Origin of the sequence: Microvirga sp. VF16 (assembly GCF_016864375.1) — a bacterium.
Classification (GTDB): domain Bacteria; phylum Pseudomonadota; class Alphaproteobacteria; order Rhizobiales; family Beijerinckiaceae; genus Microvirga.
Genome location: NZ_CP069356.1, coordinates 670,841 through 693,496, shown reverse-complemented (window position 1 = coordinate 693,496; position 22,656 = coordinate 670,841). Strand labels below are relative to the sequence as shown.

The following is a 22,656-nucleotide window of genomic DNA, read 5'->3' as shown; positions in this document are numbered from 1 at the left end:
CCGATGGTTTGCCTCTCTGTTGGGCGCTCATTATTATCGTGTGACGGGTTCTTCGCTGGCAGCGCTCATGCTGGATTGCCCGGATGAAGTGCTCTCCCCGATGGCTTGGTCGACCTGCACGACATCCCCTGGCTCGATCGTCGCTGTATCGTCGACGACGGATTTGACGGTGCTGCTGCCAACCCGGCGAATGACCGAGAACACCGACGTCGGCTTTGTGGGCAGTTTGTCGAGGAGAAGCTGTGGCGTGGCGACCGTCGCCTCGTTGATAAGGCTCAAGGCGGTCGCGAGACGTGCCTTGGATTGATCGATCTGCGCCTCGGTGTCCTGCTTCTCAGCGACGATCGTGGCCTTCCGCTCGGCCTTCAAGTCGTCCGCGGTGCGTTCCGCCTTGCTGATCTCCTGTCGGGCGCGGAGGACAGCAGTCGTGTAGTCGAGCAGCTTGCTCTCAAGGTCTGCCAACGTGCGTTCGAGAACGAATTCGCGGGAGGTGACTGCCAGGCCCTTGGCGACCAAGGCGCTGACGGTTTGCTGTTCACGGCGCGCAAGGGCAACTTGCCTGTTCTGGACCTCGATCTTCTGCTCGAGCGCCTCCACCTCCCGGGAGAACAGGCTTCTGATCTCGGAATGGGCCAGGAGCTGCGACTTCAACGCATCGCTGCGGGCGTTCATGACGGCCGTTTCATCCGCGATCAGCCGCGCGACATCGGCATCGTTGCGCAGTTCGTCGGGTGTCGCGATCTGCATGGACTCGTCAAGCTCGGCCGCGAGCCGCGCGCGGCGCACCAGCAGTCGACGGGCCTCAAGGCGCGCAATTTCGTGGACTCCCTGTGCCGTTATCCGGTCTTTCTCCAGGCGGCCGGACTCCGTTCCCGCCTGCTGGAAAATGCCCCCGGCCAGGCCGACCGCCTGCAGGACGGTCAGACCGGGCCGATACGGATATTCGCCCGAGTGCTGCACGGTCCCGACGACGTAGATCGGCCTGTATTGGACGATCTCGACACTGGCCTCCGGTCGGCGTGAAAGTCCGGCCCGTTTCTGCAATGTCTCGGCAACGGACGTTGCGAACTCCTCCGTCGTCCTTCCGGTTGCGGGCAGACTCCCGATGAGCGGCAAGGAGACGGTCCCGGAGGCGCTGATGGAATATTCGTTGGCGAAGACCGCCCAGTCGAAGTATTCGGCGCTTCCGGCCCGCCATTCAACAACCTTGATGCGTAATTTGTCCTGTGGGCCGAGACGATAATCGTCAGCCGTCGCGCGGATCGGGAGGGCGATCATCCCAACCGCGCAGAGCAAACTGCAGGATGTTGAGATTTTGAAGCGCATGCCTTCGGCCTTTGCTTGATCAAAAACGAGAGCACATCTCCGTCCTGCCACTTCCCGATATGATTCACGCTACGCAGGGCTATGGGTACATGCCATTCACGGGCTGCGCCCGAGATAAGTACGTCTTGGTTATCCAAACCTAGTTGCGAGTCAATGAAGTCCGGCCTCTCGTGGCACAACGTACTGAATTACAAATAAGTAATGTAGTCGAAAGCAAATCCGGGCCGAACCACTTGCGGCCAGATGACACCCTATACCATCGATTGTCAATCCCGGGAGAACATCTTGGGACGACTGATCCCTTGTGACGTGGCAGCTTGGCAGATCCTGTCGCAGATCAATGTCACACGTTGAGGACCTGCCCAACGGGCAGTAGATACATCGGAAGAATTACCTCGTTCTTGCCGCACTGACCGATGCGTCGCGCCGAAAGCCGGGCCCGACGACTGGCGGCCGAAGCAGTGCTCGGCGATAGGAATCCGGTTCGCCGCAAAACATGCGGCAACCCTAGAAAGAGAGGTGATTCCACCAAAGTGGGATCATCAAAAATATCCGCGGTCCCTTTGTAGCGCCGGCGGATTGTTGTCGTCTTCGACCTCGACGAGAGCACCGGACCCAAATGTGGACCACATTTGGGTCCGGTGCTCAATCCCTGAAGCGGCGCATCGTTGGACGCGGTCCTTCGGGTCCGCACGATGCACTACAGGATGAAATACTGGGCGCTCAGATGGAAGGTGCCGCTCAGCTTGACGCAGATGTCGACATGGCCGTCTCCGTTCACATCACCGTGGACTTCCGTGACGCCGTTGACGCTGAAGGCGCGCAACTCGCCTGCCACCTTGCTGAATCTAGCGTCGCCGATGAACACAAAGGACTGATTGCCCACGCTCTTCGTACTCGCGTCGATCAACGAATAGTCGATCTTGTCCTCGCCGAGCTTGAAATCCTTGATCGTGTCGACAGTTTTCGAAGATCCCGACTCGCTCGTCGCGTTGAAGCAGAAAGTGTCCTGTCCGCTGCCGCCGGAGAGCACGTCCTGACCGGCGCCGCCGATCAGCTTGTCGCTTCCTGCCCCGCCGGACAACGTATCGTTGCCCGCCAGGCCATTAATCGTATCGCTGCCCGCAGCGCCGTTCAGCTCGTCATGACCCGCCGTGCCCATGATCGTCTGCGGGGAAGGGAACGGAGCCTCCTCGGGCGCGGTGGCCATGGTCATGAGAACCTGGGAGTTGGATCCCAATCCTGACATCTTCCCGCTTGTGTTGATCGTCGTGCCGGTGACCTCCAGGATCGCACCGGTCTTCCACAGATCGAACACCGTTACGCTGGCATTCTGGTCGAGGATGGAGCCACCGCTGATTTTCGCATGAGCACCGTCGGCCAGCCAGAAATGATCGGTCGAGGCACTGCCGCCGAAATAGTGAGGATCCCGGCTCTGCCCGCCTTCCATGGTGATCGACGTGCTCCAGAAGCGGTAATTGCGGTTGTTGCCCTCCGCGATCGTGTTGACCAGAACCGTATCGCTGGATTTGAGATCATAGCCGGCATCCGTGTTGCCCGACGCCACCGTGTTCTCGAGCCGAATATTGTAATTGCCGGATTCTGTCGTGAAGCCGTCGCCGTTCCAGTACTCGGTGCTCAATCCACGCGCGTTGCTGCCCTGCATTGCGACGTTTCTGAACACGACATTGTGCGCCGTATCATCCAGTGCGATGCCTTGCACGTATTTCTCGGGTGTGTTCACGTCACCGTGCCCGGTGACATTCTCGATGAGAATGTTGCGGCTGTCGTATCTGAGCTTGATTGCATTCTGCGAGAACTTGTCGATATTCACATCCCTCACCGTGAGCCCATCGACACTGGCGCTCGCGTAGCCGCTCGAGATCGTATCCTCGAGGAAGCGTCTCACATTGTTCGCCTGCATGTGCTCGAGGGTGAGATCCTTGATGTCGGCGCCGATCCGGAAAGCACCATTGCCGATGTTCTCGAACGACATGTTCTGGAATTTGAGGTGGTTGGCGCCTGCCAGGAGACGGAAGACCTCCGTTCCTTCGGGTTTGCCCGTCGACCAGTCGGTCGCCCGCGTGCCGACGAACTGCGCATTCATGCTCTTGCCGGTCGCGTCCACCCCACGGACAGTGACGGGCGCTCCCGTCTCGCCACCCGCCCTGATGGTTGTCTGACTGGTCACCTTATAGGCACCCTGGTCGGCGCGTAGAAGAACCTCTCCATTCGGGCCAGCCTTGGCGATGAAGCTTGAAAGATTGGGGATCGTGCCTGCATTGGCCCAGGAGGAACCATCCTTGGTGCCGGATCCGGTTGGAGAAATATACAAAGTCGTCAAAGCAAATACCTTTCCGTGCGACCTCGGCAGGGCCTGCCTCGGTCGGCAAAAAGCGTGCGGCCTCCAAAGAACAGCCGCATGATCGTCATGAAATTGCACAGAACGCAGATGCCGGAGCGGAATATGTCCGACGTATGCTTATAATGTTCTGGCAACGAGCGAAGTGAATCAGAAGATCGTTAAAGTCAAGCTACTTCGATCCGCTCGGGCCGCGCCGGGCGATGCGCTCTTTTGGCGCGAGTTATAAACGGCGCCCTGCCAATTCGGCTCTGGCGCAATTTCGGAGTGCATAGATCAGCAGCGGCAGGCAGCCGATCAGCAGCCCGTGGCTGGCGATCAGCGCGATGACCGCGAGGTACATCGGATTGCGCACGTAGCGGTAGGCGCCCGAGACCACCAGAGTCGCGGTGGGATAGATCGGCGCCGGTGTGCCACGGCTCTGCAACGCGAAGCGGGCGAAACGGTCAGCCATCCTCTGTGTGGTTTGCTCCCTTTTGGATAAGCATCAGCACATTAGGATAGTGGTCCTGTCGATCCATAAACCCAAGGCTACAGCAGTGGTTTAGTGCTTTGTGAATTAGGGTGGGATTGCCGAACGATAATCTGTTTCCAACCGAGCTTCTAGGTTCACGTGCTCAGGCAAGCATCTTGGAGAAATTCGGCGGCCGCTGCCCCTCCATATCTGAGGTGGCAAACATCCCTGATGCTGATCTGCTGATGCTCGCAGGTATCGGACCTTCAACCATTCGGAAGATTCATTCGATCACCGGCGGTGGGATTATATCCTCCACCGCAATGGCAGGCTTGAGTGACGATGAACTCCTGTCGAAGTGTGATCGTCTCCTAGCCCAACTCAATGAACTGCGTGGCGAGTTCAAGTGGAGGGAACAGGAACTCAGAAGCTGGTGAGCAATTATCTTTCGCCTTTGCGCGTGAGGCGCCGGAGCAGGATGCGGCTCATCGCGAGATAGAGCAGCATCTCGCCGGTCTCGACCAAGCGTTCGTAGTCCTTGGCGAGCCGCCGGTTGGTATTAAGCCATGCCAGTGTTCGCTCAACGACCCACCTGCGCGCGAGCACCTGGAAGCTGCTCGGCGCGTCGGCGGCTCCGCGTCTACCCGCGTCCAGACGCCGCCGGACCACCAGTGTTGTGGGATCGAGAGCCTCCAGCCCAGTGCTTTGCACAGCCAATCCTTCAATCCGCGATAAGCCGTGTCAGCCCACATCAGCTCGATGGCAGGGAACAGATGCTGCAGGTCCGATAACAGGATTTCGGCTCCGGCGCGATCGTGGATGTCGGCTGGATGCACGCTGTTCTTCAGGAGATTTCCTTGCGTATCCACAAGAAGATGGCACTTGCGGCCCTTGATCTTTTTACCGCCATCATACCCACGTGGTCCGCCCACTTCAGTGGTCTTAACTGATTGGCTGTCAATGATCGCCGCTGTCGGCTGAGGATTGCGGCCGATCTTACAGCGATAACTCTCCCGCAGAACCTGGGTCACGTGCTCCCAGGTGCCATCCTCGCGCCATTGAGCATAGTGGTAGAAGACGGCACCACGCGGTGGATACTCATGCGGCAGCAGCCGCCATTGTGTAAGCGCTGTTCTCAGGCCACGGCCTTGAGGTCTGGCGTAGTGGCATAGGCCCACGGCAGTAGATCATCGATGCGGGTGTTGAGATGACCGGTGGCGATGCGGCTCAACACGTCGGCGAGATAGGCCTGCGGATCCACTCCGCACAGTTTGCAGGTCTCAACTAGCGAGGCGATGATCGCCCAGTGCCCGCCACCGCGGTCCGAGCCAGCAAACAGTGCGTTCTTGCGCGTCAATGCCAAGGGCCGGATCGCCCGCTCGACCACGTTGGAGTCGATCTCAATGCGCCCGTCGTCGACAAACCGCGTCAGCCCGTCCCAGCGCGAGAGCGCGTAGCGGATCGCCTCGGCCAGCTTGCTCTTCTGGCTGATCAGACCGAGCTTGGCGCGCAGCCACGGCTCGAGAGCCTCCAGAATGGGACGGCTCTTGGCCTGACGAATCCGGCATCTCTCCGCCGCACTCATGCCACGGATGTCGCTCTCAATCCGATACAGCTCCGCGATGCGCGTGAGGGCTTCGCTGGCGATCGGCGCCGCGCCGGCCGCAGCCAACTCGTAAAAGCGCCGCCGCACATGTGCCCAACAGAATGCGAGGGTGACCTGATTGCCTCCCGCCAGGGCTCGGTAGCCGCTGTAGCCGTCCACCTGCAGCACACCGGCAAAACCGGACAGATGCTCGATCGGCCGTGCTGCCTTGCGATCGGGCGCATAGACGTAGGCCACTCCGGGCGGGTCCGTGCCGCCCCAGGGCCGATCATCCCGGGCATAGGCAAACAGCTGACCCGTTTTGGTCTGGCCGCGGCCAGGGTCGAGCACGGGCGCCGTGGTCTCATCGGCAAACAGCTTCGACGAGGCTTTCAGCTGCGCCAGCAGCCGTTCATGCACCGGCCGCAGGTGCCAGGCGGCCCGTCCGACCCAGTCGGCCAGGGTCGAGCGATCCAAGCTGATGCCCTGCCGGGCATAGATCTGCGCCTGCCGGTAGAGCGGGAGGTGATCGGCGTATTTCGACACCAGCACCTGCGCGACCAGCGCATCGGTGGGCAGGCCGCCCTCGATCACACGGGCCGGAGCCAGGGCTTGCACCACTCCATCTTCGCAGTGGCGGCAGGCGTATTTGGGCCGGCGCATCACCAGCACGCGCAGTTGCGCCGGCACGATGTCGAGGCGTTCAGAGACATCCTCGCCGATGCGGTGCAGGAGGTTGCGGCAGCAGGGACAGGCCGGATCGTCGATGTCGATGATCGTCTCGATGCGCGGCAGATGCGCCGGCAAGGATCCACGGTTCCGGCGCCGCTGGGCCGCGCGGCTTTTACGCTCGGCCGGATCCGCTTGCTCGTGTTGGGCGTCCTCAGCGGCCTCAGTCTGTTCGGCCTCTTCCAGGCCCAGCAGCAGCTGATCCTCGGGCAGGCTCTCGGCGCGGCGGCCGAAGCGGTGACGCTGCATCGCCTTGATGATCTGCTCCAGCCGCTCGGCCCGCGCCCGCTCGGCCAGGAGCATGGCTTTGAGCAGGTCAGGATCATCCGGGAGAGCTGGCATCGCGCTGGTCACAGGACGAAGTGAATCATGCTTTGCGGTGGGCGACGACTGCTCTTACGGGGTGGGACTGACGGTGTGATCAACTCGCCGCCGACGGCACTGTGATCTGGCGCGCCTCATGCACGCGGCGCCAGTCCAAACCTTCGAGCAGCGCTGAGAGTTGAGCGGCCGACAGGTGAAGGCCACCATCTTGCACCTTGGGCCAGCGGAACTCGCCGTCCTCCAACCTTTTGGCCACGAGAACCACGCCCGTACCGTCCCAGAACACCAGCTTGACGCGATCCGCGCGTTTGGCCCGGAAGACATAAACAGTCCCGGAGAACGGATCCGCTCCCATGGTGTCGCGCACGAGCGCAGCGAGGCCATCCGCCCCTTTGCGGAAGTCAACGGGCTTGGTCGCCACGAGAACGCGGACGGTCCCGCTCGGCCCAATCATCGCAGGCTCTTGAGCGCGTGCAGCACGCGGGCCAGTGTCGCTCCATCGACACCGGGCGGGACGCGGATGACGACACCCTCCACGACAATCTCGATGATCGCCTCACGGCCAGCGGCCGGCGTGGGCTGCGGCGTGTCAGGGCTGACCACAACTGGGGTAAAGGTCAGAGGATGAGTGTCGGCCTCTCGCTTGGCCTGCCGGCGCCAGGTGAACAGGTGCTGGGGCGACATGCCATTGCGGCGGGCCACGTCGGACACCACCGCGCCGGGAGCCATCGCCTCCTCCAGGATCCGCGCCTTCTCAGCGGCTGACCAGCGTCGGCGTCCGCCAACTCCGGTGATCACTTCCAGGCGCCGCACCAGCCGCGGCGGCTCAAGCATATGGTCAACCATCGACACAAAACGATCCCAAATCAGAGATCGTTAGTCTCGCCGCTCAGAGACACGGACGTAAGGTGGGTTCAGAACACCGCTTACGCCATTGTGCGCCGGTGCGCAGCAGATAGAAGATCGCATCGACGATGCGCCGTAAGGGATAGGTCTGCCGCCATCCGGCCGGATGGCTGCGGGGGACAAGGGGCGCGAGCAGCGCCCATTCGGCATCGTTGAGATCGCTGGCGTAGGAACAGACGTCCATGGCACAGGCTCCCCAATCGTGAAGCAGCCCATGTCCGCCGCAGCAGCGGCCAGCACCAAACCTATGGTGAATCAATCACTTGGAGCGAGCAATAAAATTGCTCATCAGCCTCTTAAGACTGATTTGATGAAGTGCCGAAAAATGAAGTGTTATTTATGTTCGCAATCTTGCGAGCCAAATCGGCGCGGATTTGCTCCTTAACATCACCGCTAAGGCTTTCGCAGATGCTGTGGGCTAATAGGTGCCGGTGTATTGTTTCGATCTTAGCGTGAAAGTCATGCGACTCGGCTGCGACGTGTCCAGACAAACGGAATAATAGACCCGCTATCCCCTCAATTACGACTCCGGAGAGAACGAGCACGACGGCAGTACCAACATTGCCGGTTGCAATACTATATACCGCGGCAATTACGAAAAAGAAGAGGCCGATTCCTGCTGTGACTAGCGCCCAGAAGAAACATCGGCGCGATTGAGATAGAACAATTTTGTAGCTGCCCGTCATGAGCTGAAGCTGAGAGGCTGCTACCTCTTGAAGGTCTTTGGGATCAGCCTTGGCGAGACGATCGATGCAGGGCTTAAGCTGCAAGAGGTCCTCTCCGACATTGCCTGTAGCTAAAACGTCAAGGGTTTCAGCCAAACCTCCGCCGCGTCGGCCTCTGTTTACCGGACTTCCGCCGCCCAAGTCTCTTCCTACTAAGGCTCTGCTTTGCCAACCTTCGCGTACTAGGCTTCCACTTACCAAGCCTCGGCCAATCTGGCTCGTCTCACTGTGGTTCTTAGCCATAGCTGAATACCTAAGCGGGTCTTTGTGCAGAACAACGTGATGGAAATGTCGATTAGGTAACCCTTATGTTCAGTTACCTTTTAAAAACTTACGCACTCTATCGCTAATACGAAGGCTCGTCAGCCGGGGCGCTAAGTTCAAAGCACCAAGATCATGACTATTGGGTATTAGCCAAAATCTGAAATTGAAGCTTATCTCTGCGGCCATCCTGCTCCCCTCTACCGCATCAAGAGTGCCATAGAGGGGACGGAGCGTGCCGTCATTCAAGTGGTTCTGTCGCGAATTTTTGTCAAGGACAGAAAGGCACCTGTCCCGCACGCAGGCGCTACGCGGCCAGGAGCTCGAACTGCTCGGCGAGGGATAACTGCGAACGGCAGGCATACTTCGCCTGTCCTTTCCGCATCATGTGAACCATCTCGATGCCGCCCAAGATCGCGTGGGCAGATGCCATCGACTTGAACCCGAGCATCGGTCGAACCTGTCGCTTGATCACGCGATGATCCTGCTCGATGAGATTGTTATCGGGCATGAATAGGCGCGGCACCCCATTCAGGTTTCTGAAGGCTGACGGATCAGGTATCCTCGGCGCACCGGGATAGGGGTGTCGGGAGCACGGAAGGTGGGCAGGCCGTCGTATCTGATGAGCTGAGGGCTCGTGTTGTTATCTGGCCGCCCCTTCGACTGGCCCGGGTGCGCCGCGAGCGCGGATCCGTAGTTGTCGTGTGGCCCACCGGCTCCCGAGGTTATGCAACCCAACAGGAGCCGGAGATGAGGATCATTGCTCTCGATGTCCATCGTTCCTTCGCTCAGATGGCAATCCTGGAGAAGGGGGTTATCCGGGATGCTGGCAAGGTCGATCTCGAACGCAGCCGTTTGCTGCACTTTGCCAAATCCCTGAAGCCGGACGACGAGGTCGTCCTGGAGGCGACCGGCAACACCAGCGCCATCGTGCGCCTGCTGTCGCCCTTCGTGGCGCGCGTGGTGATTGCCAATCCCAACCTGGTGCGGGCGATCGCCTGGGCCAAAGTCAAGACCGATAAGATCGATGCCCGCGTGCTGGCCAAGCTCCATGCGAGCGGGTTTTTACCCGAGGTCTGGATGCCGGACGAGGAGACCGAGACGCGCCGCCGTATCACGGCAGAGCCACCCAGTTGGTCTCGCAGATGACCCGGCTCAAGAACCGGATCCACGCGGTTCTGCATGCTCACCTGATCCCGCCTTATCAAGGGAGCTTGTTCTCAAAACGCGGGAGGGCCTGGCTGGAGGCCCTCCCGCTCGCCGAGGATCAGCGCCGGGTGATCGTGCGCCATGCCGGTGAGCTGGATCGCCTCGGCGCCGAACTTGCTGACTTGGATAAGAGCCTCGCCCAGAAGGCGCTTGATGATCCGCAGGTCAGGCGGTTGATGACGATCACGGGGGGCAATGCAACTGTCGCGATGAGCGTCCTGGCTGCGATCGGCGACATCAAACGCTTCTCCTCGCCGCAAAAGCTGGTGAGCTACTTCGGGCTCAATCCTCAAGTCCGGCAGTCTGGTGACAGGCCCGCCTATCATGGCCGCATCAGCAAACAGGGTCGGGCTCACGCCCGTTCGATGTTGGTCGAAGCCGCCTGGGTGATCTCCGGCGTCCCCGGGCCACTGCGAGCCTTCTTTGTTCGCATCAGGAACAAGCGCGGCAAGTCGGTGGCGGCCGTGGCGACGGCACGCAAGCTGGCGGTGATCGTCTGGCATATGCTGAGCAAAGAGGAGGACTACACCTGGAGCAGGCCGGCGCTGCTGCAGTGGAAATTGCGCTACCTGGAACTGGCAGCAGGATATCCGTCTCGGCGTGGCGGAAAGCAGAAAGGGGCAGCCGCGGCCTACAGCCACAAGGCGGTGCGGGAAGCAGAACGAGAGATGATCCGGCCAGGCAGAGGAAGCCTACTGGCGGTTTGTGGCCACCTGGAAACCGCGATCACCGAAAGGGTGCTCGGGTGCCGCCAATGAGGTGCGACGATCCTAAGCTGCGCGGCAGGGTTGCAACCTCGCGCCCTGCTCTTCGCTCCGGGGTCACCCGAACCCGTCAACTATAGCAGAACCAGCCCGGCCAATCCACTCCCGATAGGGTCGAGGCGTCTGCGCTCTTGCCATTCAGGCAGTTCCAGGCGCCCATCGTCAGGCCCCAACACACTGCACTCCCACGCCGAGCGGTTGACCGCAGACGATCCCAGGACCGTGGCAAAAGACAAAAGATCTCTCTGCTCTCGAAAAAGCGCTTGTCAAATACATCCGTCAAGTAGGCGTTTTGTCGAATCCGGATCGGCTTCAGTTTGCGCCTCGACCGATGTTGGAGGCGGTCTGTCGTATCGCAGGACAGGATGGCTTCCCGGTTGGTTTGGCTGCCATCGATCACGACCCTCTCAGGACGGCCATGCCGCTCGAGTGCTTTGCGCAGGAAGCGCCTGGCGGCCGTGAGATTGCGCCGTTCGCTGAGCCAGAACTCGACCGTGTCGCCATTGCTGTCGATGGCGCAGTAGAGATATTTCCATTGGCCTCGGACCCTGATGTAAGTCTCATCCACGTGCCATTTCCTGCTGACGGCTCGTTTGCGAAAATTGAATCGCTTAAGCAGTTCAGGCGAGTACCGCACAACCCACCTGTGCACGGTCGCGTGGTCGACGGAGATGCCACGCTCGCTCATCATCTCCTCCAAGTTCCGGAGGCTGAGGTTGTAAGCCAAATACCACCGAACGCAGAGCAGGATTACCGAACGATCAAAATGCCTGCCCTTGAACACGCCGCCCTCCATCGCTGAGCCCAGGACGAATTAGCTGAAACTCTGAAACAAAAAGTTTGCGACGGATCCCTTGATCTTTCTCGATGAGACGTACGTCAACACGAAGATGACCCGCCTGCGCGGCCGCTCCCGCAAGGGCCGGCGCCTGCGCATGAGAGCTCCCTTTGGACACTGGAAAACCCATACCTTTCTGGCCGGGCTACGGTGCAATGAGTTGAGCGCCCCGTGGGTGATCGATGGTCCGATCACCCGGTTGGCGTTTGAGGCTTACATTGAGACACAGCTCGCGCCGACGCTGCGCAAAGGCGACGTGGTGATCCTCGACAACCTCGCGGTCCATAAAAGTGTAAGGGCGGCCGAATGCCTGAAGCAACGCGGAGCCTGGTTCCTGTTTTTGCCCGCCTATTCGCCCGATCTCAACCCGATTGAGCAGGCCTTCGCCAAGATCAAAGCCCACCTGCGCAACGCCGAGGCCCGAACGTTCGACGCGCTCTGGCGCGCCCTCGGCACCATCTGCAACCTGTTCGAGCCACATGAGTGTTGGAACTTCCTCGGGGCTACCGGATATGCGTCTGTTTAACAGTCCGATGCTCTAGAGCTATGCCATTGTATGGCCACGCTGAGCCTTCAACATTTACTTATTGTTAAGCAACCCGATTGCACGACTGGAATGCTTTGAGATGTTTGAGGACCTGAAGTCTGTTGCCGTACCACTGGGTGCAGCCGCCGCGCTGACAGCCGTGGGTGTGCTAATTGCCGTCACTGCCGGGATAGCTTTTTAATCGACCGAGGTGGAAGGACAGACTGCCAACTCCACTTCGCGTAAGCTTTCGGGACAGCCCAAGGTGGCTTCTTACCGAGTGCCTGTGCGCCATACTGCACGTGTGCGCCTATAAGCTATTCCCGCGTTTGGCCACGAGAGGCGGAGTAGCTGATGGGTAGAGATCGATGGTGGGCCTGTCAGCACAGGATCCGGATTTCGCGGTCGGTCGACCATCGGCGGCTTCCCATCAGCGTTCCTCTGGCGGCTTGACGGCCGAGAACTGCCGCAGCAGGGTCAGGTCGTAAGCCGCCTTCAGGGTGCCAGCAAGAACGAGCGGCCAGCCGAACGGTGACACCGTCAGCAGCCAACCGGACAAGAGTGGCGCAACGGCCGATGCGAGGCTGCGAGGCACGGCCGTGACGCTCGCGGCCGCGGGCCTCTCCTCGGGGCGCACCACCGCCATGACATAGGAGGACCGGGCCGGGACATCCATTTGGGAGAGCAGACTCCGGAGGATCAGCAGCCCGAACGCAATCCAGATCGTCGGCGCGAAGGCGGTCAGGATCAGGAACAGGTTCGACGGGAGATGCGTGAACACCATGGTGTTCACCAGCCCGAACCGGCGAGCCAAGGGCACCGCCGCGAAATACGACACGGCGGAGCACAGGCTGGTCACAAAGAGGATTGCCCCGATGGTGGCGACACCGATGCCGAACCGCTCACTGAGCCAGATCGTGAGCAATGCGTTGATGACGAGCCCGCCGCCGAAGGCATCAACCGAGAACAGGGCCGCCAAGCGGTAAACGATCCCGCGCGAGGGACTCAGTGGCGCCGGCGGGTTGTCGGTGCCGGCTTCTGCCTGCGGCGAGAGATCGCGATAGAGCAGGAACGTGAGCAGCCCAAGCAGGCCGTAGAGACTGAAAAGAACCGCCGATGTCGTTCCCGGCGCGACGATTGCTGCAAGCCAGTCGACCACCCCGACCGAGAGTGCCCCGAGGGCGCCGAAGAAGGCGCCGACGAAGCTGTAGCGGGCGAAGGCAGCCGTCCGCTCCTCGTCGGCGACAATGTGCGAGAGGACGGTGTGCTCAAGGGGAAGGAAAACGCTGACATCGCCACCCGACGGATTGAGCGTGCCGACGAACGCAATCACGAGCAGCGGCCAGAAAGCTTCGATTCCTGCGAACCCCAGCCCGGTTGCAAGCATGAGAAGGGCTGCGGCCAGCAGGGCCGGACGCCTCCGGATCCGGAAGGCGGCGAGCCCGAGCGCGAGCGTCAACAGGGCGGACCCCAGCAATGACGCGGTCGAGATGATCCCGACACCGAAGGCATCGTAGCCAAGACTTGCGAGATGGAACGGCAGCAGGATCGCGACGTAGCCGTCGCCAAACGCCCGCAGGGACCGCGCCCAGAGAACCCTCTGGATGTCCGGCGGCTGGGCCTTGCCCAAGCGGGTCCGGGCACCCGCTCCGGGTCGGGGTTCGGCTTCGACGGTGGTGCTGGCTGATGGCATACTGCGTCCCCTTCGAAAACAGGACGTGATGCTTGGGCATGCCGCCTCGTGGGGAGATCGCGATCCCCATGCGCTCAGTAGATGCCCCTGAGATTTCTCTGTCAACCGGGCGAGTATGTCCACGTTCTAAGGGAGCCTTCGGGTCCAAGAACTGCGATTAAGCGTGACCGTGTAAAGGTCAGTTCATTGCGCGATTGCAGAAATTGCGCTGTCCAGCGCAAGTGAGGCGGAGCTGGTGCAGATTGCTCGAGTTTTGTCTGCTGTTACCCGTAGTGTTACCCGAAAGAAAATAAGGCGCGCGGCTGCAGACACAAGAATGGGATAGAACCCTTTCCGGTTAAGGGTTTGAGGTGGTGAGCGCGCTGGGACTCGAACCCAGGACCCTCTGATTAAAAGTTAGAAAGAGCGAGTCCGCGCGAATCCTTGCGGCACAACGAATCTCGAGCTAAGTAGTTGTGCAGACTCGGTTTTCTGGCATTGAATATGTCAAACAAACCCGAATAAGCTGCAGCCAAATCAAAGCAGCGTGCGCACGGGGTGCGCACGGAAACCGGGGGCATGTCGTGCCAGAGCGTATCAAGTTCACTGCCAGTCGGGTCGGATCTTTGCCGATCCAAGCCAAAGAATATGCCGTGTGGGATGAGGCCACACCGGGCTTCGGGGTCCGGGTCTATCCCTCCGGGCAGCGGCGCTACGTCTACCGCTATCGCGCGGGAGCCAGTCGAAATGCTCCGGCCCGAATGGTCACCATCGGTGATGTGCGTAAGCTCGGGCTGGAGGATGCCCGGCGGGTGGCACGTGATCTCGCCGGGCAGGTCGCCCGTGGCGGCGATCCCTCCGCTGAGAAGCGGCAGAGCGAGCTGGATCGCGTGCGCAAACGGCGCTTCGCCGATGTGCGTGACGAGTTCCTGACCAAGTATGTGGACACCCGACTGAGACCGAGGACGGCCGCCGAGTACCGGCGCATCCTGACCCGCCTGTTTGCGCCGCTGGCCAACAAACCCTTCGATGAAGTTTCCCGAGCCGACATCGCGGACGCTCTTCACGCCATCGCTGAGCGCGGCATCCGGCAAGCCAATCTCGCCCGGGCGGTCATCCGCAAGATGTTCTCCTGGGCCAGGTCCGTTGGACTCTGTGACGAGAACCCGGTCCGGGATACCGCTCCAGCAGGTCGAGATGTGCGCCGCGAGCGAGTCCTGTCGATGGAGGAGCTCGGGTTGATCTACCGAGGAGCCCTGGCCCTTGATGATACCTATGGTGCCGCCGTGCGGTTTCTCATGCTCACAGGCCAGCGCCGGTCCGAGGTGTTCGAGATGCCACACAGCGAGATTGACGTCGAGGAGAGGCTTTGGCGCATACCAGCAGAGCGGACCAAAAATCGGCGCCCGCATGATGTGCCACTCTCCCCGACCGCGTTGGCCATTCTCACCTCGCGGCAGCACGGACGGGACCTCGTCTTCTCAACCCTGCACGGGACGGTGTTTGGTGCCCTCTCGAAGGCCAAGCGCCGGCTTGATGCCAAGGTGCTGGAGCTGCGGCGTGCCGTAGATCCTAAAGCCAGTCCCCTGCCCCACTGGACCCTCCATGATCTGCGCCGCAGCTTCGTCACGCAGGCGCATGATCAGCTGGGGGTCGACATTCCGGTGATCGAGCGGGCGATCAATCACATCTCGGGTACGTTCGGCGGTATTGTGGGCGTTTACAATCGCGCTCCCCTGCTCAAGGAGCGGCGCGCGGCATTTGACGGCTGGAATCGTCTCCTCACCCATGCCGCTGGTCTGGATTCAGGCCGAATCGAAATAGCTAGCATTGGCTCCGACCAAGTCGCCGAAGCTGTGTTATAGGTCGCAGCCGGCGAGGTTATGCAGCGCATGACTGTCGACCTGCATTGCCAAATGCAAGCCTGTTGTGGTGCGTTGGCCGGGCAGTTGACTATGGCACTTCGACCAGCTCGTGAAGAATAGCCACAGCTTTCCTTAGCTGCACGCTGGCGCTTGTCCGCGGGATCTCAGTGAAAGTGGCTTCACACGGCGGTTGACAAACTTTCAGCAAATGGCGGATTTATCTGATTATAATTTGTCTAAACTTGTTATTTAGGTCAATGTAAACCTGGGGTTGACGCATAAATACTATGTATATGCTCAGATGATACAAAGTTCAATGCCAATCCCAGGTTGACAATACTTTTATGTTCGAATAAATATCGAGCGGTAAGACGATTATTGCTTGCATTGCTCGATTTATATACGCAAATTCGAAGCCAGAGAGAACGCCTGTAGGGCGCTTGGCTGAAAGCGTCACAAAAATTGTTTGTCTGAAAATGAAAATCTCTAATCGTCTAACTGCGTCTTCCAGGATCCGTTCGTACCAAACAGATCAGGTGGCGGCATCATCAACTAAGAAAAACCCAGAAGCATCGTCCGAAGCTCCAGTCATGCTGCGGAGAGAAAGCCTCCGCCTTCTCACCACAGAAAATGTGGCAGAGCTGCTCGGCGTCGCTCCCGCGACGCTGATTTGGTGGCGAAGCCAGAAGCAGGGACCGAACTGGCTGCGTCTGGGGCGCGGGACACGCGCTCCGATCCGCTATAGGCCTGAGGCCATCGAAGCGTACATTGCGCAAATGGAGAGTGCGGAGCTCTAGGAGCCCCTCTCCTCCTCACCAAACCCTCAATCTTAGCGACGGGCGCAGTGCATCCGGGGAATGGAGTCTTGTGTCCCTCTGGAATCCACTGCTCGCCCACGACGATACATTCAAACTTAAAATCTACGAGATTCACATGACAGAAAGTAAAGACCTCGCCGCGAAAGAACGCGGCGAGTATGATCATCTGCGCCTTCGTTTCGCGATCGGCGATAGCAACTTGGGCCGTGCACAGAACACGAGGGAGACGTGGGGTGCATTTCGTCATAAGCTCCTGACAAAGCGTCGTGACACGCAAAGCTACTCTCACTACCGGGCGCTCTCTAAGGAAAAGAAAACCAAGTCAAAAGGTCGACATGGATTTTTTGTTTCCGGCCCCTGCGCAGAGGGCATCCGAAGCGCCGAGAGCGTAACAGAATGCTATGTGCTGTCGCTCGATTTTGACGGCATGAGGCAAAGGACTTTCGACCTGCTTTACACTGTCGGTGCCTTACCCGGTGGAGACTATGAGGCAGTTTGGAGCACCACCCGCTCGCATTGCAGTACCGATATCCGCGTGCGCGTAGTGATCCTACTTGCCCGACCCGTGAATCGACGTGAGTACAGGGCGCTCATGGCTATCTTAGCCCAAAAGATGGGCCCAGCGATGCACGGACTTGATCCAGCGTCTGCTGAGCCGGAGCGGGCGATGTTCTGGCCTTCCGTATGTGGTGATGGTGAATTCTATGCTGGCCACATCTGCGGCAAGCTCCTCGACCCAGATGAGTTACTCGGTCCCTACCGCGACGCTGAAGGCGAAATCGAGTGGGATCGCCTGCCGCCCATCCCGGGCAAGGGAGAGGACAACCGGTCTACACCTCCCTCTGGACTGATCGATGGCATCGATGATGACCTCGACTTTCTTGCTTTGGCTGAGAGCCAGCGGCCGCTCGGATTGCCACTGGAGGTCCTCCGAAGTGCAGTCATGGCGATCCCCAATGACGGCAGCGCGCCGGAGCACAAAGATCGATCATGGTGGCTCGGTGTTCTTGCAGCCATCCACCATGAGACCAACGGCTCTGAGGAAGGACGAGCGCTGGCGCACGAGTGGTCGAAGAAATGGTCTGGCTATAATCCCGCCCATACAGATCATGCGTGGGTCTCGTTCCGCAACCGAGCAGGGAGACGGCAAACAACTGCCCGCTATATACAAAAGCTTGCCCGCCAGAACGGGTGGCAACCACCATCGGGGAATGCAGGGATCGAACTCGGCGCTTATGGCGAGACCTGGTTTGGCGATCGCTTCGCAGAACGTTACCTGGGAAAGTTGATCTACATTCCCGAGTTGCAACACTGGTTTGGTTGGACCGGGGTTCGTTGGGACCCGGTATCTGTACCTGAGATCAACAGGTTCGCCAAAATCGTGGCGGAAGAGGAGCTCGTAGCCGCGCAGGAGCGGTACCGTGCTGAGCCCTCCGATCTGAACAAGGCCCTCACGCGCAAGGCCGAGCGCTTCTACGAGTCGCTGTCCAAGGTCCGTAACATCATTGGGGCGGCTATGAGCGTACCCGGAATGTGGGCAAGTATAAGTGAATTCGATCAAGACCCGATGCTCTTGGGCGTCCGCAATGGAGTTGTGGACCTACGAACAGGGCAGTTTCTGGAGCCCCACCCGGGTCAGCGCATTTCAAAACAGGCTGGTGCCATCTTCGATCGGGATGCCGACTGCCCGAAATGGCGTAAGTTCCTGAAGACCGTACAGCCTGACGCCGCAATGAGAAGCTTCTTGCAGCGGGCAATAGGGTACACGCTCACAGGGCGGGTTGATGAGGAGAGATGGTTCTTTCTTTATGGCAAGGGCGCGAACGGCAAGAGCGTTTGTGCCAATATATTTGCCGAACTGTTCGGCGCCTATGCGGTCACACTTGGGTCGCCGCTTGTCACGAAGAACAAGCACGAAAACGAGGCGGAGCGTCTTAAGGCTCGGCTTCCGGGGAAGCGTCTCGCGCTCGTCAATGAGGTTGCTCAGGGAGACATGTGGGACGACCAGCGAATGAAGGAGATTAACTCCCGCGAGAAGATCTCGGCACGCCTCCTTCAAAAGGAAGCATTTGACTTCATGCCAACTCACACGCTTTGGGTGCGCGGCAACTATTTGCCTGGGGTCACGGACGCCGGGCACGGCTTCTGGCGTCGAATTGTGCCAATCCTGTTTCCGCGCCAGTTGGAGGCGCATGAGATCATCTCTGACCTCGACCGCCAGATCATTGCAGAAGAGCTTCCAGGTGTGCTGAACTGGGCCATCGAAGGGGCATTGCACTGGCAGCGCGACGGGCTCAAGATCCCTGCCACTATCAAAGCTACGACCGCAGAGTACCAAGAAGAAACCGACCTGATTGGATTATGGTTCGAGGAATGTTGTGAGGCCGATGAAGCGGCGCGCACAACAGTTGCGGACGCCTTCGAGGCATACCGCCAGTTTTGTGCAAATCAAGGTGTCACCTACGGATCCAAGATGGCCTTTTCCCGAATGCTTCGGGCGAGAGGGTTCAGGCCCGACCCGAGCCGCAAACAGGGTCGTGCATTCTTCGGGTTCCTATTGCGCCGAAAGTTCACTGATGAGGGCACATTCCTTTGAGTTTGATCATGCCGAGGGTCGTCGTCGGGGGACGCAGGGGACGCATTTGTGCCGAATCTCCTGTTCTCTACACGGGAAAATCGCTTTGTGAGAAGAGTGGGAGAATCTTGAATAAAGCGTCCCCGGCGTCCCCCTTTATTCAGAGTAACACCAGACGACAGCCTTCCGACCGAAGGAGTTCGCATCTAGCAAGTTCGATAATGTCTTCGGCAAAGCACGTAGTCAGGTCACCTGCATCCCCTTTGTCTTTGAGATGCTGAAGTGGACCGGGCATTCGTATTCCGGCGACGTTAATAGGCCAGAAGAGGTAAGCCTCGGCTCTGTGCGTAAGAATATCGATGCCCACGAGAAATATCTGAAACCCATGTAGACACGCGTCCAAATCGACCGCCTATGCCCTCTGTTTAATATGCGAGCAGCAACCTTAAGGAGACTGTGATGATTAGCCTTTGCAATGAAGATGCCGGTGAGATTGAGACCGAAGAACAGGAGCGAGCCCGCCTCACTCTCGACGATCTGTTAAAGGTATTTGAGAAGAACTACGTAGACGGCAACCGGATGCGCATTGAGATTCTCAATGAGCTTTGGCCGCGTGGCTTCATACCCGTAGATCCATTCAGATGGGCGGACTACGCGGAGGACATTATTCGGTCTTGCAAGCGCGCCAACATCACCGAAGAAGAACTGGCCCAATGGGCACTCAGAGATGAAGAGCGGACGAGGTTGTTCGAGGACTATCTCCCGACAGTGAAGCTCATTCTTAAGTACCGACGGGTACTCACTGGGTATGAGTCCGACGCTACAGGACGCAACATCCTACAAACCCGATACGCGGGGATCTGGCACACCTGACACGTTAGAGCCCCGCTTCGGCGGGGTTTTTCTTTGAGACGACATGGGACAAATCTCTCGAGTCCTCACACGCTAAACCGTATAAATTTCCGATATGCGCCGGGACGTATAGACAGATCGATCGTGCGAAACTTCTGACAGGAGTTTCCCCGAAAATGGGTAGTTTGTCAGAAGTTTAAAGCCTTACGCCATAAGGGTTTGCGAGCCATTTTCCGAAACTTCTGACAAAATAAACTCCTGACACTGTGCGAGGCCGGATGAGTAGGTCCCCACGAGGTTGAATCTTCGCGAGAGGGTGTAAGTGTCATATTGTCAGAAGTTTATCCCCCTCTCTTAGATTCCCTATATATTTCAACGAGATAAACTTCTGACAAACTCCTGACAATTGCGTCAGAAGTTGTCAGGAGTTTCCCCAAGAGCATTTCAGAAAAAAAGTTGAAAACTCTCATAGCCGGCGCTCCGCGCCCCCCTCGGTATGCGGCTGACATAGGAAGGACCCGGAGCGGTCTACCTCTGATCCTGTCCCATGCCGTCTCATAGCGTCCCATGTGCTCTCATGCGGTCTCACTGCGTCTCATCCTGTCCCATGTTGTCTCAATTTCACCCGGCCGAGGTGACGACCGATTGCCCCAAGTCCCATGCCGTCTCACCTTGTCCCATGCTGTCCGTATCCGTGCCATGGCGTCTCATGCTGTCCTATGCTGTCTCAGGGCTAATCCTTTGCGCTTTTGATCTGCCTACCAGCTGCCCGTTGTCCCATACTGTCTCAGTTTGTCACATGCTGTCCGCCCCAGTTCCAAACTGTCTCAATCCGTCTCATGTGGTCTCACTGTTCACCGCTCTAATCGTCCGACCCGATGCCGCTTGTCCCATGTTATCTCAATCTGTCTCATAGTGTGCCAGGGCGTGTCATGTTCCGCCAGGATGTCCCATGCTGTCTCATTGCCACGTGCGTTTGGTCGGTTCGTATGATTGAACGGTTCATTTAGCCAGTCCCAAGATGGGACGTTCTTTGTTCGTCGTTTTGAGAGGCAGTAAGCAGGATTGTCACCAATCTTTTCGACTAGAGATCAGAGCCGCACCGGCGAATGTCACCAACACTCCAATCGTAGAGATCCGGCAGAAGCTACATGTCTCTGCTCGACTGCTGCCCAGCCCAAACACAGCCCCCCTAGCACGTCGGCGACTTTGAAGTGGTGAGCCTGAGCTATTGCAAATACGGTGTCGCGAAGATCTGTGGAGGGCCGAGAGAATTGGAGATGGATGTATCCACGAAAAAACCACGGTTGAACGGCCAAGTTTAGCAGTGCGGTTTCAGTTCCCTTAAACCGCGCACGCCCTGGCTGAGGGCTTTCCCGATCTCCTCAGCTGGGACACTTCTATGTCTGAGCTACTCCCAATGCCGAGAGTGCTCACGTCAGGAATAAAGGCTCACGCCGCTTTCTCCATTGAGGATCTGCCGTAACAGCGTAGCTTATCGAACGTGGCTCTATTGTTTTGCCCTACGGGAGCCACAGCGCGCTGGCGGAGAGTTTTCGGCCCCGTCTCGGCTCGAGCGCTCTTCTTGGCTCCGGTTGACTCTGGAGGAAGCACTGCTACTCAGACCGCGCATGGCGCTCGGAGCTTGGCACACGCCCTCGTTCGAAGGCGCCTACGCTCCGGACGGGGACGTTTCTGGTTGCGGACCGATCCAGATCGTGACTACACCGGCCGCACTCCTCTTGATATCTGGCACGTAGTAAAACACCATGGACCCATCCAATCACCCTGCTCCCGATTTAACCAGCATCACCGCGGATATCGTCTCGTCGTATGTGGCCAACAATGCTGTCCATCGGGCGGATCTCCCTGCCGTGATTGCAGCCGTGCATGCTGCTCTCCAAGGCTTAGTAGCTCCCAGGCAGACGGAGCCTGAGAAGCCAGCGCCGGCCGTTTCGATCCGCAGGTCTGTCACCCCTGACTTTCTGATCAGCCTTGAAGATGGCAAGAAGTACAAGACACTCAAGCGTCACCTCGGCAAGCTCGGGCTGACGGCAGACGCGTATCGCGCAAAATGGGACCTCCCGGCTGATTATCCGATGGTTGCACCGAACTATGCTGCGAAGCGCTCTGAGCTCGCCAAGAGCAGCGGCCTCGGCCAGCAGCGGAGGAAGACCGCCGCGAAAGCAGTTGCAGCGTCGGAGGAGACCGTCAGGGTCCCCGCTGCGGCCTCTAAGCCCAAGCGCCGTGCTCCAGCAAAGAAGAAGGCAAGCGAGTAAGCTATTGTGGGACTGGGTGCGGAGTACCGAGCCCCTTCTCTCGTCGCGGAGCTCCCTATTCGACAGCAATTGCTTTAAGGGCGCGCCTGACAGCGACACGGGCTGCCTCAATGTGTCCTCCGGCCAGCAGTTCGTCGACAATTCTGAGTGCCATGACCGCATCAGGCCGCTGGACAGTGTCTGACGCTGAGATTGCGGCACCGACAGCAACTGCTGCTCCGGCAAGGTCATCGCTTTCGCCTACAAGATAGGCCGGGCTGCACTGGAGGACGGCCGCAAGGCTCGTGAGGGCATCCTCTCCTGGAAGCTGCGAGCGACCTGTAATGATGTCTTGAATGAACCCCGCTTCAAGGCCTGCTTCGAGGGAGGCCCGGCGCCACGAGATTTTGAGCGCGCCAACCCGTTCCCCAATGCGCTCTTTGAGCATCGCGTTCACACTTGGCTCCTTCGGGAAGGCTGGGGTCGAAATCAAACGGCGGGGAGGCGGTCCATCCGCGCTCTCCCCGCCTACCTTTCGGCTCCGTCTATCTTCCCGCTCAGATGGTTAATAAGCGACTAACAGAGGTTGCCGGCAAAGCCTCCAAGG

Annotated in this window: 16 protein-coding genes, 1 tRNA gene and 6 pseudogenes; 8 read left to right on the top strand and 15 right to left on the bottom strand. The window is 59.1% G+C overall.

The features are described from left to right. Nucleotides 1-33: 33 nt before the first annotated feature. The 3 genes from JO965_RS35625 to JO965_RS48470 form a co-directional block, all read right to left on the bottom strand. Nucleotides 34-1,278, bottom strand: a complete 1,245-nt coding sequence (locus JO965_RS35625) for a polysaccharide biosynthesis/export family protein (protein ID WP_203446647.1) — start codon at nucleotides 1,276-1,278, stop codon at nucleotides 34-36. A 748-nt stretch (nucleotides 1,279-2,026) separates the two neighbouring features. Next, complete coding sequence (locus tag JO965_RS35620) at nucleotides 2,027-3,670, bottom strand: M10 family metallopeptidase C-terminal domain-containing protein (protein WP_203446646.1); 1,644 nt, start codon at nucleotides 3,668-3,670, stop codon at nucleotides 2,027-2,029. Between the two features lie 241 nt (nucleotides 3,671-3,911). Continuing rightward, nucleotides 3,912-4,142, bottom strand: a complete 231-nt coding sequence (locus JO965_RS48470) for an isoprenylcysteine carboxylmethyltransferase family protein (protein ID WP_203446645.1) — start codon at nucleotides 4,140-4,142, stop codon at nucleotides 3,912-3,914. A gap of 176 nt (nucleotides 4,143-4,318) precedes the next feature. Between JO965_RS48470 and JO965_RS35610 the strand changes: the two genes are divergently transcribed. Then, on the top strand, nucleotides 4,319-4,579 hold the full coding sequence (locus tag JO965_RS35610; RefSeq protein ID WP_203446644.1) for a hypothetical protein: 261 nt from the start codon (nucleotides 4,319-4,321) through the stop codon (nucleotides 4,577-4,579). A gap of 4 nt (nucleotides 4,580-4,583) precedes the next feature. On the opposite strand, the gene JO965_RS49745 is transcribed toward JO965_RS35610, so the two are convergent. The 8 genes and pseudogenes from JO965_RS49745 to JO965_RS35575 all read right to left on the bottom strand — a co-directional run. Then, nucleotides 4,584-4,853 (bottom strand): transposase, encoded by a 270-nt coding sequence (locus JO965_RS49745; protein WP_371826996.1) that lies wholly within the window; start codon nucleotides 4,851-4,853, stop codon nucleotides 4,584-4,586. Between the two features lie 41 nt (nucleotides 4,854-4,894). Next, a pseudogene (locus JO965_RS49740) lies at nucleotides 4,895-5,074 on the bottom strand (transposase); the annotation flags it as partial. Between the two features lie 203 nt (nucleotides 5,075-5,277). After that, the gene (locus JO965_RS35600) at nucleotides 5,278-6,798 is read right to left on the bottom strand and encodes an IS66 family transposase (RefSeq protein WP_203439343.1); all 1,521 of its coding nucleotides are present in this window, start codon (nucleotides 6,796-6,798) and stop codon (nucleotides 5,278-5,280) included. Nucleotides 6,799-6,877: 79 nt separating this feature from the next. After that, complete coding sequence (gene tnpB, locus JO965_RS35595) at nucleotides 6,878-7,234, bottom strand: IS66 family insertion sequence element accessory protein TnpB (protein WP_203439342.1); 357 nt, start codon at nucleotides 7,232-7,234, stop codon at nucleotides 6,878-6,880. Continuing rightward, complete coding sequence (locus JO965_RS35590; protein ID WP_203439341.1) at nucleotides 7,231-7,626, bottom strand: transposase; 396 nt, start codon at nucleotides 7,624-7,626, stop codon at nucleotides 7,231-7,233. The genes tnpB and JO965_RS35590 overlap by 4 nt, the downstream gene beginning before the upstream one ends. A gap of 79 nt (nucleotides 7,627-7,705) precedes the next feature. After that, a pseudogene (locus tag JO965_RS35585) lies at nucleotides 7,706-7,870 on the bottom strand (transposase); the annotation flags it as partial. A gap of 112 nt (nucleotides 7,871-7,982) precedes the next feature. Next, nucleotides 7,983-8,507, bottom strand: a complete 525-nt coding sequence (locus tag JO965_RS35580) for a hypothetical protein (protein ID WP_203446643.1) — start codon at nucleotides 8,505-8,507, stop codon at nucleotides 7,983-7,985. 472 nt (nucleotides 8,508-8,979) lie between these two features. Further along, a pseudogene (locus JO965_RS35575) lies at nucleotides 8,980-9,174 on the bottom strand (DDE-type integrase/transposase/recombinase); the annotation flags it as partial. Nucleotides 9,175-9,422: 248 nt separating this feature from the next. Between JO965_RS35575 and JO965_RS35570 the strand changes: the two are divergent. Then, a pseudogene (locus JO965_RS35570) lies at nucleotides 9,423-10,655 on the top strand (IS110 family transposase). A gap of 264 nt (nucleotides 10,656-10,919) precedes the next feature. Here JO965_RS35570 and JO965_RS35565 read toward each other — a convergent pair. Continuing rightward, nucleotides 10,920-11,429: pseudogene (locus JO965_RS35565) on the bottom strand (IS6 family transposase); the annotation flags it as partial. Nucleotides 11,430-11,499: 70 nt separating this feature from the next. On the opposite strand from JO965_RS35565, the pseudogene JO965_RS35560 reads away from it, so the two are divergent. Continuing rightward, nucleotides 11,500-12,009 (top strand): annotated as a pseudogene (locus tag JO965_RS35560) (IS630 family transposase); the annotation flags it as partial. 430 nt (nucleotides 12,010-12,439) lie between these two features. On the opposite strand, the gene JO965_RS35555 reads toward JO965_RS35560, so the two are convergent. Both JO965_RS35555 and JO965_RS35550 read right to left on the bottom strand, forming a co-directional pair. Further along, nucleotides 12,440-13,702, bottom strand: a complete 1,263-nt coding sequence (locus tag JO965_RS35555; RefSeq protein ID WP_203446642.1) for an MFS transporter — start codon at nucleotides 13,700-13,702, stop codon at nucleotides 12,440-12,442. Nucleotides 13,703-14,053: 351 nt separating this feature from the next. Continuing rightward, nucleotides 14,054-14,144: transfer RNA gene (locus JO965_RS35550), tRNA-Lys, on the bottom strand. Between the two features lie 121 nt (nucleotides 14,145-14,265). On the opposite strand from JO965_RS35550, the gene JO965_RS35545 reads away from it, so the two are divergent. The 5 genes from JO965_RS35545 (at nucleotide 14,266) to JO965_RS35525 (ending at nucleotide 22,070) form a co-directional block, all read left to right on the top strand. After that, the gene (locus JO965_RS35545; RefSeq protein ID WP_203446641.1) at nucleotides 14,266-15,546 is read left to right on the top strand and encodes a site-specific integrase; all 1,281 of its coding nucleotides are present in this window, start codon (nucleotides 14,266-14,268) and stop codon (nucleotides 15,544-15,546) included. A gap of 476 nt (nucleotides 15,547-16,022) precedes the next feature. Then, entirely contained in the window at nucleotides 16,023-16,343 is a 321-nt protein-coding gene (locus JO965_RS49735; protein WP_371826994.1) for a helix-turn-helix transcriptional regulator, read from the top strand. Between the two features lie 136 nt (nucleotides 16,344-16,479). Further along, on the top strand, nucleotides 16,480-18,960 hold the full coding sequence (locus tag JO965_RS35535) for a phage/plasmid primase, P4 family (RefSeq protein ID WP_203446639.1): 2,481 nt from the start codon (nucleotides 16,480-16,482) through the stop codon (nucleotides 18,958-18,960). 438 nt (nucleotides 18,961-19,398) lie between these two features. After that, nucleotides 19,399-19,812 (top strand): hypothetical protein, encoded by a 414-nt coding sequence (locus JO965_RS35530; RefSeq protein ID WP_203446638.1) that lies wholly within the window; start codon nucleotides 19,399-19,401, stop codon nucleotides 19,810-19,812. A 1,748-nt stretch (nucleotides 19,813-21,560) separates the two neighbouring features. Continuing rightward, nucleotides 21,561-22,070, top strand: a complete 510-nt coding sequence (locus tag JO965_RS35525; protein WP_203446637.1) for a MucR family transcriptional regulator — start codon at nucleotides 21,561-21,563, stop codon at nucleotides 22,068-22,070. 55 nt (nucleotides 22,071-22,125) lie between these two features. Here the strand turns inward: JO965_RS35525 and JO965_RS35520 are convergent, their stop codons facing one another. Next, nucleotides 22,126-22,506 (bottom strand): hypothetical protein, encoded by a 381-nt coding sequence (locus JO965_RS35520; RefSeq protein WP_203446636.1) that lies wholly within the window; start codon nucleotides 22,504-22,506, stop codon nucleotides 22,126-22,128. Between the last annotated feature and the right edge of the window lie 150 nt (nucleotides 22,507-22,656).